General features: G+C 56.2%; 9 protein-coding genes. 7 read left to right on the forward strand and 2 right to left on the reverse strand.

Annotated elements, in window-relative coordinates:
* Window positions 1-434 precede the first annotated feature (434 nt).
* From tkt to SV7mr_RS12260, 3 genes are all read left to right on the forward strand, one after another.
* The gene (gene tkt / locus SV7mr_RS12250; RefSeq protein ID WP_145272377.1) at window positions 435-2,480 is read left to right on the forward strand and encodes a transketolase; all 2,046 of its coding nucleotides are present in this window, start codon (window positions 435-437) and stop codon (window positions 2,478-2,480) included.
* A 120-nt stretch (window positions 2,481-2,600) separates the two neighbouring features.
* Window positions 2,601-3,020 carry an ExbD/TolR family protein gene (locus SV7mr_RS12255; RefSeq protein ID WP_419188435.1) on the forward strand — a complete coding sequence of 140 codons (420 nt, stop codon included), beginning with the start codon at window positions 2,601-2,603 and terminating at the stop codon, window positions 3,018-3,020.
* A gap of 60 nt (window positions 3,021-3,080) precedes the next feature.
* A complete protein-coding gene (locus SV7mr_RS12260; protein WP_145272381.1) occupies window positions 3,081-3,530 on the forward strand; it encodes an ExbD/TolR family protein in 450 nt (149 codons plus the stop codon).
* Window positions 3,531-3,608: 78 nt separating this feature from the next.
* Here SV7mr_RS12260 and SV7mr_RS12265 read toward each other — a convergent pair whose 3' ends face one another.
* The gene (locus SV7mr_RS12265) at window positions 3,609-4,883 is read right to left on the reverse strand and encodes an HD-GYP domain-containing protein (RefSeq protein ID WP_419188436.1); all 1,275 of its coding nucleotides are present in this window, start codon (window positions 4,881-4,883) and stop codon (window positions 3,609-3,611) included.
* A gap of 441 nt (window positions 4,884-5,324) precedes the next feature.
* Between SV7mr_RS12265 and SV7mr_RS12270 the strand changes: the two genes are divergently transcribed.
* On the forward strand, window positions 5,325-6,263 hold the full coding sequence (locus SV7mr_RS12270; RefSeq protein WP_145272385.1) for an alpha/beta hydrolase: 939 nt from the start codon (window positions 5,325-5,327) through the stop codon (window positions 6,261-6,263).
* A gap of 19 nt (window positions 6,264-6,282) precedes the next feature.
* Here the strand turns inward: SV7mr_RS12270 and SV7mr_RS12275 are convergent, their stop codons facing one another.
* A complete protein-coding gene (locus tag SV7mr_RS12275) occupies window positions 6,283-9,699 on the reverse strand; it encodes an aminotransferase class I/II-fold pyridoxal phosphate-dependent enzyme (protein ID WP_145272387.1) in 3,417 nt (1,138 codons plus the stop codon).
* Between the two features lie 930 nt (window positions 9,700-10,629).
* Between SV7mr_RS12275 and SV7mr_RS12280 the strand changes: the two genes are divergently transcribed.
* The 3 genes from SV7mr_RS12280 (at window position 10,630) to SV7mr_RS12290 (ending at window position 13,555) form a co-directional block, all read left to right on the forward strand.
* A complete protein-coding gene (locus SV7mr_RS12280; protein WP_145272389.1) occupies window positions 10,630-11,157 on the forward strand; it encodes a BLUF domain-containing protein in 528 nt (175 codons plus the stop codon).
* A 126-nt stretch (window positions 11,158-11,283) separates the two neighbouring features.
* On the forward strand, window positions 11,284-11,691 hold the full coding sequence (locus SV7mr_RS12285) for a hypothetical protein (protein ID WP_145272391.1): 408 nt from the start codon (window positions 11,284-11,286) through the stop codon (window positions 11,689-11,691).
* Window positions 11,692-11,995: 304 nt separating this feature from the next.
* Window positions 11,996-13,555, forward strand: a complete 1,560-nt coding sequence (locus tag SV7mr_RS12290) for a sulfatase-like hydrolase/transferase (protein WP_145272393.1) — start codon at window positions 11,996-11,998, stop codon at window positions 13,553-13,555.
* The last annotated feature ends 59 nt before the right edge of the window (window positions 13,556-13,614 follow it).

Genomic DNA, 13,614 nt, shown 5'->3' on the forward strand with positions numbered 1-13,614 from the left:
ACTCTCTGATGGAGGTTTCGCCCCCTAGCCTGGCAAAATTGAACCTGTAGAAGCCTGGCAAATCGGGGCATGTTCAAGTTTTCTCCGCCGCCCACCCTTCTGTTGACCTTAGGGCGTTCTAGAGAGGGAATCCCCAACCGCTAGTCAGCCTCTGTACCCTTCCGCAACAGAGCCAAAGCGGTTAACCTCTGCCTTTGTGGAGGTATGCCGCCTGAAGCGCGGACACGCCTCTGAAAGGTGATCGCATCGCGATTCACCCTGCTGGCTGTGAATCTGACAACCAACCTGTGTTCGTCAGTCCAACTAGCTCGGAATGCCATCCGCTAGCAGGCGGAGTTCTTCGACGACAGAACGGTTCGAAGTCTGCTGCCCTGGGATCGCATCCGACATTGTCTATAAGTCCAAACGTTCTCAATCATAAAGTAGTTCCCGTCATGAGTGTAGCATCGACTGACATTGATACCCTGGCCGTCGATACGATCCGTTCGCTGAGTATGGACGCCGTACAAACCGCCAACAGTGGCCACCCTGGTACCCCCATGGCGTTGGCGCCGATTGCTTATCAACTGTTCAACTACTCGATGCAGTACGATCCAGCGAACCCAAGCTGGCCGAACCGCGATCGCTTCGTGCTCTCATGCGGCCACGCTTCGATGCTGCTTTACAGCACACTGCACTTGGCTGGCGTCAAAGCCGAAGACCACGACGGCAACGTTCTGGATGAACTGGCCATCAAGCTGGACGACATCAAAACGTTTCGTCAGATCGGCAGTGTATGTGCCGGGCACCCCGAATACGGTGAAGCCGCTGGCATCGAGACCACCACTGGACCTCTGGGAGCCGGGGTCAGCAACAGTGTTGGCATGGCGATGGCACAAAAGTGGCTAGCAGAGAACTACAACACCGACGAACATCAACTGTTTGACTACAACGTTTATGCGTTGTGCAGCGACGGTGACTTGATGGAAGGCGTCGCCTGTGAAGCAGCGTCCCTGGCCGGACACTTGAAACTGAACAATCTGTGCTGGCTGTACGACGACAATCGCATCACCATCGAAGGTGACACCGATCTGGCCTACAGTGAAGACGTTGCCAAGAAATTCGAAGGCCTTGGCTGGAATGTCTTGCAGGTCAACGATGTCAACACGCTCTCAAACTTGAGCGAAGCGATCGATGCCTTCAAAGCATGCAGCGATAAACCCACCATCGTGATCTGCAAAACGATCATTGGTTGGGGAGCCCCAAACAAACAAAACACACACGGCGCACACGGTGCTCCACTGGGCTGGGACGAAGTTGAACTGGCCAAAAAAGCCTATGGATTCCCACCGGAAGAAAAGTTCTACATCCCAGACGGAGTCGTCGAGCAATTCCAAAACAACCTAGCAGTTCGTGGCGAGAAAGACCACGCTCAGTGGAATGAACTCTGGCAAGCGTACCAGCAAGCCAACCCAGAGAAAGCCGCTGAACTGCAGGCAATCTTTGATCGCAAGCTTCCCGAAGGCTGGGACAAAGACATCCCCGTGTTCCCAGAAAGCGAAAAAGGTGACGCGACACGAAACAGCGGCGGTGCTGTGCTGAACGCCATCGCACAGAACGTGCCCTTCATGCTTGGTGGATCTGCTGACCTGGCACCCAGCAACAAGAGCAACTTGAAATTCGAAGGTGCCGGCGAGTTCCTGCCGCAGCACTACGGCGGCCGCAACTTCCACTTCGGAATTCGCGAACATGCGATGGCGGGCATCGTTAATGGTATGTGTTTGACTGGTCTGCGTGGCTACGCTGCGACGTTCTTTGTCTTCACCGACTACATGCGTGGCGCGATGCGACTGTCGTCAATCATGCATCAGCCAACGTTGTACATCCTGACACACGATTCGATCGGTGTCGGCGAAGACGGTCCGACCCACCAGCCCGTCGAGCAGCTTTCCGCTTGCCGCGCCATCCCCGGCTTGAACGTTTTCCGTCCCGGTGACGCCAACGAAGTTGCCGAGTGCTATCGCACGGCAATGGAGACCGGCGATCATCCTGCCGCAATGGTGCTTTCACGCCAGAACATGCCGACCCTGTGCCGCGAAAAGTACGCTCCGGCGTCCGGTTGTGCGAAAGGTGGCTATGTGCTGTCCGATTGTGACGGCACACCAGATGTCATCCTGATGGGCAGTGGCAGCGAATTAAATCTGTGCGTTTCAGCCGGTGAGAAACTAGCCGAACAAGGCAAGAAAGTCCGCGTGGTCAGCATGCCTTGCATCGACATCTTCCTAGAACAATCCGCTGAGTACCAGGAATCGGTGTTGCCTGCCTCGGTGACCAATCGAGTGGCGGTTGAAGCCGGCTTGCGAATGTCTTGGGATCGCTTCCTGGGTCTCGATGGCAAGTTCATCGGCATGAGCGGCTACGGCGCCAGCGGCCCATTCTCCAAGGTCTACCAGCACTTCAACATCACCGAAGAAGCCGTGATTGAGGCTGCCAACGCCTAATCAAATCACGGTGTTGAATCTGCGATGGGTGTCGCTGAGAGTCCATCGATCGACTATCATCAGGGCGGCGAGCAGTCAGTCTCGCCGCCTTTTTCTATGCCCGTCCGACAGGGTTGCATCATGAAGGTTCCAGTCGACACACAGCGAGAATTCACCGGAGCCAATATGACTCCGATGATTGATGTCGTGTTTCTACTGATCATTTTCTTTCTGGTCTCAAGCCATTTGGCCCGACAGGAAAATCGCCTGCCCGTCGAACTGCCGACCGCGGCAACGCACCAACCGCTTGACATGACGCCCGTGGATCTGACCATCACCGTCGATGTTGACGGCCGCTGGCTTGCTGCCGGTCGCAGCGTGCAGTCCGCACAACTGCAAGGCATGCTGGACGAATTGGTTCGTGAGAATCCCCGCGATGTTGCCATTCGGATCCGGACCGATGGCTCGGTGAATTATTCGGTCGTCGAACCCATCCTCGGCCACTGCGCCCAAAGCGGCATCGTCGACGTTCGACTCGCCGTGAAGACCAGCACACAGTAAACAAAACCGAACGCTGCTGAAAGCCGTCTATGGCCCACCAGCGACAGCCTGACAACGACGATGCGAACCCCCACCCGTAGCAACAGCCGATCCTTGGAAGTCAAAATGACTCCGATGATTGACGTGGTGTTCCTGTTGTTGATCTTCTTTGTCTGGACCAGCAGTTTCGAAGACCCAGAATACGACTTGCCCAGCGCTTTTGCTGAAAAGCCCCAGCAAACGGGCAGCCGTTCCACGTCAAGCGAGGTTCCCGTCGACCCGTTTGATGAAATCATCATTCGGCTCACAGTGTCAGAAGATCATCTGCAAGTTCAGATGGGCGAAGAACCTGTCCTTGGTTTAGCGTCCCTGCAAGAGCGTGTTGCAGCCATCATGAGCATCGGCGTCCAACCACCCATCGTGATCGATCCCGATGGAGACGTCAGTATGAAAGACGCGGTGAAAGTCTATGACACCGTCCGCGCTGCAGGCGCTGATCGCGTCCTGTATGCGACCGAAGGGCCTGGCTGATCGCGGGCTTGATGTTTGCAGCGATTCAGCGATCACTGTCAGAAGTGCCTCGTTGGCGGTCAGACATTGCAAACGCGTCTACTGACTTTTCATCGCCCGTGAAGTTTCAACGATGACGGGTTTGTTCAACAGAACATTGACCACGTCGGCGGCCCATTGCAGATTGCCTCCCTTGCGAATGGTATGCATCACTTGTCGCACTGACATGTGCGGGCGATAGGGTCGATCGCTTAACATCGCATCGATGGCATCCGCAACGGCAACAATCTGCGCGTCCTTTGGAATTTGATCGCCAGCGAGTCCATTGGGGTACCCCGAACCGTCCCAGGCTTCATGGTGATATTTCACAGCGTCCAGGGCGCCCTCAACCGCTGGCACACTTTTCAGCATCTCGTAGCCGATCACCGTGTGCCGCTTGATCTGATTGAACTCATCTTCTGTCAATCGATCGGGCTTCAGATAGTACTCATCGCGAATCCCAACCATGCCGATGTCATGCAAGACGCTTCCCAGATGAATGCGTCGCAACTGCGCTCTGCTGTAGCCAAGTTCCTTGGCAATCATACCAGATAAATGGGACACACGCAGGCTGTGACCTTCGGTGTATTGGTCTTTTGAATCCAGCGTAGTGGCAACGGACTCGGCCATTTGGTGGACACTGGCGGCGATCCCGTAATAAGTTCGTTCATTCGCGCGATGGCCAGCGACCAAGGCAGCGGTCGACTTCAGCAGTGCCAGCGTCGCCTCGTCAAACGGATGGTCCGTGCGATGACGCAGCGCCAAGAGCGTTCCATATGTGTGGCTATCGTCGCGAACCGTTGCTCTGGCGGCCCAGATTTGCCCGCCATCGCCGGCATTTAGCTCGCCAACCGTCACATTGCCTTCCGCGCTTGTCCCTGTTAACTGGTCACTTGCCGCTTGAAAGCTCGTCGGTGAAATTCTCAGCCCTGCCGTTGCGTAAAAGCCGGGCTCAGCGAGCAGTTCCTGGTCGCGAGTCACCATCGCGTCGACTTCGCTGGGAACAAGTTCCGTCAACTGTAGCGCCAACGATCGTACACGCAGGGCCTTGGCAGCATTCGACAGCAACTCTCGTAGGCTTTGCTGATAGGGCTCGTTTGAAAATCCAATCTGCGGCACGTTGGACAAGACGTGCAACAGCGGGTGGGCTGTTTGATCGCTGCTGACCGGATGATCCGCAACGGGCCGGGCTTCGGCCGTTGTGGTGTGCGCCGGTGTAGGCGTCCAACTCGTCCTGGCGTCAGCGGTGACAGTCGGCGTCACGCCGCTCCCGTCTCGCCCCGTGTTCGGGTCGGATGCGGACGGAAAGTGAGCTGGAAATCCGGATGAGTTCATCGTTGACAAGCTAGAAGAGAAGCAAAGAAAAGCAGCTCCCATGCTGGATTTCGGGTGACGATTCCGCAGGGGCAGCAAAATTGACATCGGCCATTACAATTCAACCGCTTAACGCTATGCCGTGACTAGAAACCCGTGACGGGAAACGATCAATCCGCCGGGCAATCTTATGACGCGGACGTCGGCTTGTACCAATTACTCCAACAAATGCGTCTGTTCTGGCACGACGCCCTATAGCATTACCACTCAGGAAACTCAGACGCATTCAGCTCTGCTGATACACCGGCCCAGACAGACCGGCCAACACACATTGAACGCAGCAATGACTACAATGGTCTCCCCACCGGGCCCTTGAATCGACGGCCCAAACGGTGAATCCGAAGTCGCTTCCCGAGCGAGAGTCCGTAGCCTGCCTCCCCAACCCTGCTGAGACCCAACAAGATGACACTGACCTGGAAATCGCCCGCACTGCACCTGGCGTGTTTCGCCGTCGCTTTGATCAGTCCACTGTTCCTCCCCAGCGACTCTCGCGTCCTCGCCCAGGAACATGCCGGTCAGACCATGGAACTGTGGCAAGGCGGCGTGCCTGGCGTCACACTCAAGGCGGACGGCGATGTTCCCAAACTGATCCTTCGCAAAGTCAAATCCGATCAGCCCACCGCCGGAGTCGTGATCCTGCCGGGCGGAGGCTATGGGGGCCACGCGATCGGTCACGAGGGGCATGACTTTGCGGATTGGTTTGAATCCATGGGCGTGACATCAGTGATCTGCACCTATCGTCTACGCGGCAAGGGCAACGCGGGAAAGGGCTACGGACATCCGGTCCCCATGCAGGATGCTCAGCGGGCCATTCAAACCATGCGTGCCAACGCCAAGCAATGGAACCTCGACCCAAACCGAATCGGCGTGATTGGCTTCAGTGCTGGCGGACACCTCTGCAGCACCGTCTCGACACAGTTTAACGAGGGCGAACCGGCCAGCGTTGATCCAATCGCACGCGTCTCCTCGCGTCCAGATTTCAGCATCCTGTGCTATCCAGTGATTGGCTTTGACAAACCGTACACGCACCTGGGAAGCCAACGCAACCTATTGGGTGCCAATCCGGATCCAAAACTGGTTGCCTCGCTATCGAATGAATCGCGAGTGACTAGCAAAACGCCACCCACGTTTCTGTTTCATACCGCAGAGGACAAACCGGTGCCGGTTCAAAACAGTGTGCAGTACTATCTGTCTTGCATTCAGCATAACGTGCCGGTCGAGATGCACCTCTTCCCAGAGGGGCGACACGGCCTGGGGTTGGCAACGCAACAAGCCGGGGCCAACCAATGGCCAGCCCTTTGCAAAGACTGGCTGAAACGCCGGGGCATTCTCAACAAGTGACACGCAATGCGATCATTCGTTAACCACTGGCAGCACTGCTGACTGGCTGAAATCCGAGTTCACTCAAATGATGCGTCACCCGTTCGGCGGTGAAACGAATCTGTTCCTCGGTGTGTTCACTGGTGATAAAGAATCTTAACCGAGCGGCCGATTCGTCGACCGCTGGATAGAGAATCGGCTGCACGTTGATCGCATCGGCCTTCAAGCGATTCGACAACCGCAATGCCACCAGCGAATTGCCAGTGATCACTGGCACAACGGGCGTCTGATTGCTTTCCCCCGTATCAAGCCCGGCATCCCGGCACAGATTCAGGAACAACTCGCTGCGTTGCCGCAACCGTTCCACGCGATCTGGCTCGCGTGCCAACACGTCCAGTGCTCCCAGCGCCGCACCGACCTGTGCTGGAGGCATTCCGACGCTGAACACGAAACCGGGCGCGGTGTAACGCAGCAGTTCAACCAAACTGTGACTGCCGGCGATGTAACCGCCACAGGAGGCGGCGCTTTTTGAGAGCGTGCCCATCCAGATGTCTACGTCTTTGGCATCCATGTCCCAGTATTCAGCCATGCCGTGACCGGTCGTCCCCATGGTGCCAAAGCTATGTGCCTCGTCGACCATCAGCAATGCTTGGTGGCGTTTCTTAACGTTGACAAATTCTGGCACGTTGCTGAAGTCGCCATCCATGCTGTAAACACCTTCGACGATGATCAGCACCCGTCGGTATTGCGAACGTGTCTCAGTCAGCACTCGATCCAGAGCTTCAAAATCGTTATGCGGGAACGGACGTCGCCTGGCACCGGAGAGCAGTGCCCCTTGCACGATACTGTTATGCGACAAAGAATCGTGCAGAATCAGATCTCCTTCGCCAACCAGATGCCCAATGGTGGTTTCATTGGTCGCGTGGCCACCGACCATCAAGATGCAGTCTTCGACGCCGATCCAGTCCGCGATCTGCTTTTCGAGTTGTCCATGGATTGGCTTCTCGCCGGACACAAGACGACTCGCCGAAACACTTGTCCCATATTTCTGAATCGCGTCGCTGGCGAACTGATTGACATCGGGGTGACCGCTCAGGCCAAGATAATTGTAGCTCGCAAAGCTAATCATCTCTTGCCCATCGATCAGCGTGGTATCGCCGACGGTGCCTTCATGAACACTAAAATACGGGTTGGGAACCCCGGTCATGTTCAGCTGTTCTTTGATCGACATCAACCGCCTGAACTCGCCAAACTGTGAAAAGTCGTACTCCGGCTCGACCGTCTGAGCAGCGGGGGCCGGGTGCCGATCCTGTCCCAACGAATCATCGCCAACTTTGTCTAATAGATCTCCAGCCAGCAATGCCTGGGCGCGTGCTGCGGCTCCCGGAGGCATGTAACGTTCAATGGCTGCCCCAGTTTGGCCAATCGTTTCGATCTCATCCAAGACCTGTTCCGGAAAACGCCCGCCGAAGGTGCGTTCCAAGTTCCGAGCGATTTCCAGCCGTTCTAAACTATCCAGTCCAAGATCCAGAACAATGTTAGTCTCTAGCGAGAGTGCGGCGGCACGTTCACCGGCAACACGTCGAACAAAGTGCTCGATCGCCGAGACAATGGCAGCGTCAACGTCCAAGTTCTCTGACGAGGTACCGCTTGCCGCGGCGGCCTGCATCATCGTGCCCTGGGGATCCTGACTTCCGAATCCACCACCAACTTCTTCCCAGCGCACCCACTTGGCGATCAACTTCAACTCATTGTCACGGACGGCGTGCAAACAGGCGTGACGCTGAATTTTTCCACTGCTGGTTTTGGGAACGCTGCTATTGCGAACCAGGTAAACCGCATCGGGTGGCAGTTCGTGCTGTTCGGTGACCGCGCGTCGAATCGCCTGAATCTCACGATCCCAATCGACATCCCGCAGCCGAGCAACTTCCGCAACGATCGCTAACTGTTCCCGGTTATCATGCTCCATGGCGAACGCACCAACGGCACCGGCATGCACCACTTTGCTGGCCTGTTCAACCGTCTCTTCGATGTCTTGTGGATAACGGTTGACACCCCGGACGACGATCATGTCCTTCAGTCGGCCAGAGACGTAGAGTTGCCCGTCATACAGGAACCCTAGATCGCCGGTCCGCAAAAAGGGGCCGCGACCGTCTTTGGTTTTCGCTTGGAACGTTTGTGTTGTCGCATCCTCGCGACGAAAATAGCCTTTCCCGACCGATGGGCTGGACACCCAAATCTCACCGATGGTGTCGCCGGGCAGAACTTCACTGGTGTCTGGATCGACGATCAACACCGTTTCTTTTGGCAACACTGCACCGCAGGCAACCAGTTGTCGCGCGACGTCGCTGTCCTCAGCAACAGGCAACACACGTTTTGTGTCCAAAGCGTTGCGGTCAAAGCACTGGGTGATCGGCCGCGGCGATTTTGGCCCACCGGTCACGATCAACGTGGTTTCGGCCATGCCAAAGCAAGGCAGAAACGCTTCGGAGCGGAATCCATAGGGAGCGAACTTTTCCGAGAACGCTGCCAGTGTGCTCGAACGGATTGGCTCTGCGCCATTAAACGCAATTTCCAGTGTACTGAGATCCGTGCCCGCGATCTCGTCGTCATGCACTTTGTCAACACACAACTGGTAAGCGAAATTCGGCCCACCTGTGATGGTGATGCCGTACTTCGAAATCGCCTTTAACCAACGTGCGGGTCGCTGTAGAAACGACATGGGGCTCATCATGTAGTTGCTGCAACCGATGAACAGCGGCATCAGCACGCCACCGACCAGTCCCATGTCATGATAGGTTGGCAACCAGGACAATCCTCGTGTATTGGCTGACGGTTCAAACCCATGGCAAATCAATTCGGAATTCGCGATCAGGTTTCCGTGCGTCAACATCACGCCTTTGGGCGTCCCCGTCGATCCGGAGGTGTACTGCAAGACGGCCAAAGTGTCCGAGGAGAGCGTGGGCGTGCGATAGCGCTCTGGGTCTCGCCGTTCGGCATTGTCAGTGCCCAGCACTTGAATCCCCACCAAGTCCCCGTGGTCACTGATGCGGTCTGTCGTTGCTTGATTGGTCAACGCCCATTTCGCGCCTGCATCAACCACAATGGATCGAATGCGAGATGCCTTGCGATTCTGCCGCGGCGGGAATGCCGGAACGGCGACTGCGCCGGCCGCATGGCAGGCGAACAAGCCAACAATGAAATCAAGGCCGGGTGGATACAGCAGCAACACACGATCCCCTGGTCGGATTCGACATGTGCCTTGCAAGTAGCCAGCCAAGCCGATGACTTCGTCGCGCAGCCCCGCGTAGGTCAGCAGACTCAGAGCGTCGGTCGTCTCGTTATCGATCAGTTCATACGCAACCTTCTCCGGACACTGCTGTGCCCAGTGATGAAGTACTGCGATGAAGTGATCTCGCGGTGGCCCGTCGCCGTCAAAGTATTTCCGTAGATCCACAGGGTTTAACCAGAACGATTATCAGGTGGTGAAGGCCCTTCGTTCCTGTGCTTTCAGAGGCTGTATCACATTGATCAGCAAAGAAAACGGCGGAACGCGACCAGTGTTGGGAGTATTTGCCGGTCAATCGGTCCATTCGGCTACCGGCGTTCTCGCGGATGACAACGATCGCAAAGCCGACTGAGAACTCCAGCCAATCTCGGTGCCTTGTAACGCCTATGCCGATTCCTCACCCGGTGCACATTGTGCCGACAGCGGATCGCCTGGGGCGCTTTCACCATCCACAAAATCGAAGCCCAAGAGACTGGCGAAACCATGGCGATGGGCTCTCGATGAGGCACCGGCGTCGCTGCCAATCCACCGCTTCTGTTCGCAAGCAGAAGGCACTGCACCAGCACGGTCCTCATGTCCATCCGAGGCTCGCTTTCCGCTAGACGCGGCACCGCGACTGCGGTCTTAAGGATTAACGCACGACGCTGATTCGTCAATGCGTCGCACCCGCAAAATCGCCATTACCAGCCTTTGCGATACTGGATGGCCAATCCTCGCCCAGTGTGACACCATGCCGGGAAACCGCCAAAGCCTACTGACAAACCAGCGTGGAGACCGAAAAGCCAGCCGGCGATTAACTGACTCCGTTTGCACACCGCAGAAACGCGACACAAATTTGGCCCTCCCTGTGACATCGGAACGTGTCAGCGCTGTTGGAACAAAGTTCGACAAAGCTGGATCGCCAGGGGTTCCCCCGAAAACAATCGGCAATCGTCTACCAGAGGAGCGTGACAAACGTAAACACTATCAATCATTCCGGCACGGTTTGGACATGGGGGATGTGCGCCAATTCGCCGAGAATATGGTGGATCCCCTTCATTCATCGTGCTGCGAGCTAGTGTCTTGCAGAGAAGCATCCCGACCACTCATGGAGTCCCCATGACTTTAACCCGCTTGATCTACAGCAGTCAGATCTCCGACGACTTCGAGCACCACGACATCAAGAAAATCCTGGCGATTGCGAACAAACGAAATCATCAAATGGGGATCTCGGGGCTTCTGCTCTTTGACCACAAGTATTTCCTGCAGTGCATCGAGGGACCGCGGCCAGAAGTGAACCGCCTGTACAGCAGAATCGTCACCGATCCGCGGCACACTGACATCACTCTGCTCGATGTGTCCGACATCACAAACCGTCAGTTTGGATCGTGGGGAATGGGTTACGTCCCAGACGCCAAAATCACACAGAAAATCATTTTTAAGTATAGCGCCACCCAAAGCTTTGACCCGGCAAAAATGAGTGGCAGTGACATCATTGATCTATTGCTTGACCTGCGAGAGCACATTCCCGTCATTGACCTACGCGAGCAATCCGAAACGCAACGACAGTCCTCCACAAACACGCCTGTCGCCCCCGTCGATGCAACACCAACCACCAGCATCGGTGGCGACACCGCAAACGCGTAGATAGCCGTAGAGCCATGCAGCCGGCCCCGTCAGCCATTCCAAACAATCATGCCAGACGCAGTCCCTTTTCCAACAGCGTCAGGCGGCCGCAATCAAGTCACTCACTGATCGGCTACAATGATCGGTATGAGCGATCATCCCGAACAGAATCCCTACCGGCCCGTTGATCTCAGCGAAAACCCCCCATCGGAATCATCCACGTGGCCGGAATTTCATCGAACGTACCAGAAAGAGTGGTTACGGTGGCGCAGACGTTGCCACTTGATTTCCTTTGCTTCTCTTCTGATGTGCGGCGGATTCGCTTGGCCAATCATCGCGGGCTGGATTGATGGCCTCACACTGGGCGTCTTTCAATCCTTGTCCATTGCCAGCATGCTTCTGGCCATCACGACGTTTGTCTTTGGCCCCATCTCCTGGTTTTGGTTGCGGAAGACGCGCCAGACACTCAAGGAACGCTCTGCCGCCAAAGAGGGCAACGGGAACACACCCGCGAAGTCATTTGAATTAGGCAAAGACCATCCGATTGACGGATAGTCCGGCCACCACAGTCCCTGGCACACATCTTGCGACCGATCACCGTTCCGGCATCAGACCGATGCTGTGACAGTCATTGCAAGCCATCCGCTAGTGCGACGGCCCAGACGTTGACTCACCGCAGCCAAGTTCACCGCTGGCTGGCTGCCGCGACGTGAAAAGCTGTCTAAACGTGCAAACGGGCAGCGTGTTTCCGACCGCCCCAGCGTCTGGCAACTATGCTATCATTGCTTCTCGAAACCGAAGATCAACGCTGATCCCAACCAGCCTGCTCTGCCGTCCTATTCTTGTTGAAGGCGACTTGATGAACAACCGATTGCAACTTGGCGTTGCCATTCTTACTTTGGCATTTCTCCTGACCGCCCGCAACACTCAAGCCAAGCCACCGAACATCCTGTTCATCTATACCGATGACCAATCAACCCGCACCGTTGGCTGCTATCCTGACGCCTACGATTGGGTCCGCACTCCCAATATCGACGCATTGGCCAAGCAAGGCGTGCGGTTCAACCATGCGTATATCGGTTCCTGGTGCATGCCGTCTCGTGCGACCATGCTGACTGGCTTGCACCAGCACGGAATTGAATCCATGCGCATGGAAGGCGAATACCCAGGCAGCGCATACGATCCGGCGCAATGTCGGTTCTGGCCCTCCGTCTTCCGTCAACAAGGCTACACCACCGCTCATATCGGAAAATGGCACACCGGAGTGGATGCGGGCTACGGTCGAGACTGGGACCACCAGATCGTCTGGAATCGCCCCCGCCATCCCGCCAACGCGCCGTTTTACTATGACAATCAACTCATCAGCAAAAACGGTGGACCACCGGAACTGGTCAAAGGTTACACCACGGACAAGTACACTGACTGGGCAATGGATTACATCCGTGGCGAGGGACGTGAAGAGGACAAACCCTGGTACCTCTGGCTCTGTTACGGCGCTGTTCATGGACCGTTCACTCCAGCGGATCGCCATTTAGACGATTACAAAGACATTGACGTGCCTGTGCCAGCGGATGTTTATCCACCGCGTCCGGGCAAGCCCCAGTACATCCGCGATGCAGCGTTTTGGGAACCGGGGCCAGACGGCCTGCCGGTTGAACGCAAGGTCCGTGATAAGCCTCCTGTCGGGATGAAAGACATGGCTGGCCGAAAGCTCAAGGATTGGGTCAGGCAGTATCATCAAGGTGTGGTTGCCATTGATGAAAACGTCGGCCGACTGATGCAAGTGCTGGATGAAACGGGACAGGACCAAGACACTCTGATCGTCTACACTTCCGATCAGGGCTTTGCATGGGGGCAACACGGATTCAAATCCAAAGTCGCACCGTACCGGGCGACGGTGGAAGCACCTCTGATCATTCGCTTGCCTGGCCAGCAAGCGGAACCCAGTGCGGGACGAGTCATCACGGCACCCGTCAGCGGCGTTGACCTACCGCCAACCTTCTTCGCTCAGGCCGGAATCGAACCGCCTTGGAAAATGCACGGACACGATCTCAGTCCACTGCTTGGCAAACAACCCAAACAATGGCAACACCCCGCTATGCTAGTTCACACCGGCAGACAATATGGATCGGCAACGAATACAATTCCAGACAACGACGACCCAGCGCTCTACCATGGTCCCGGCGTTCCCTGGTATGTGATGCTCTCCGAAGGCAAGTACAAGTACATTCGGAACCTGGTCAGCGGCGAAACGGAAGAGCTGTACCAAATGCAGCAGGATCCTGAGGAGTTGACCAATTTGGCGCAATCCCCTCAGCACCGTGAGTTGCTACTGCAGTTCCGTCAGTCAATGGTCAGAGAACTCAAACGCACCGACGCGGGCATGGTTGATCAGTTGCCGCCGGCATCAACCGACTGAGTTTGTGCCTGTGTCGACGCTTCAATGTTGACACGAAACCGCCGCTTTGCAGCAGCGAA

The sequence above is a fragment of the Stieleria bergensis genome (assembly GCA_007745635.1).
GTDB classification, from domain to species: Bacteria; Planctomycetota; Planctomycetia; order Pirellulales; family Pirellulaceae; genus Stieleria; species Stieleria bergensis.

Excerpts from the sequence above, each read along its gene's own strand:
- SV7mr_RS12265 (WP_419188436.1), bottom strand. The coding sequence starts at position 4,883 with ATGAACTCATCCGGATTTCCAGCTCACTTTCCGTCCGCATCCGACCCG.
- SV7mr_RS12255 (WP_419188435.1), top strand. The coding sequence starts at position 2,601 with ATGAAGGTTCCAGTCGACACACAGCGAGAATTCACCGGAGCCAATATG.
- SV7mr_RS12285 (WP_145272391.1), top strand. The coding sequence starts at position 11,284 with ATGAGCGATCATCCCGAACAGAATCCCTACCGGCCCGTTGATCTCAGC.
- SV7mr_RS12290 (WP_145272393.1), top strand. The coding sequence starts at position 11,996 with ATGAACAACCGATTGCAACTTGGCGTTGCCATTCTTACTTTGGCATTT.
- SV7mr_RS12260 (WP_145272381.1), top strand. The coding sequence starts at position 3,081 with ATGCGAACCCCCACCCGTAGCAACAGCCGATCCTTGGAAGTCAAAATG.
- SV7mr_RS12280 (WP_145272389.1), top strand. The coding sequence starts at position 10,630 with ATGACTTTAACCCGCTTGATCTACAGCAGTCAGATCTCCGACGACTTC.
- tkt (WP_145272377.1), top strand. The coding sequence starts at position 435 with ATGAGTGTAGCATCGACTGACATTGATACCCTGGCCGTCGATACGATC.
- SV7mr_RS12270 (WP_145272385.1), top strand. The coding sequence starts at position 5,325 with ATGACACTGACCTGGAAATCGCCCGCACTGCACCTGGCGTGTTTCGCC.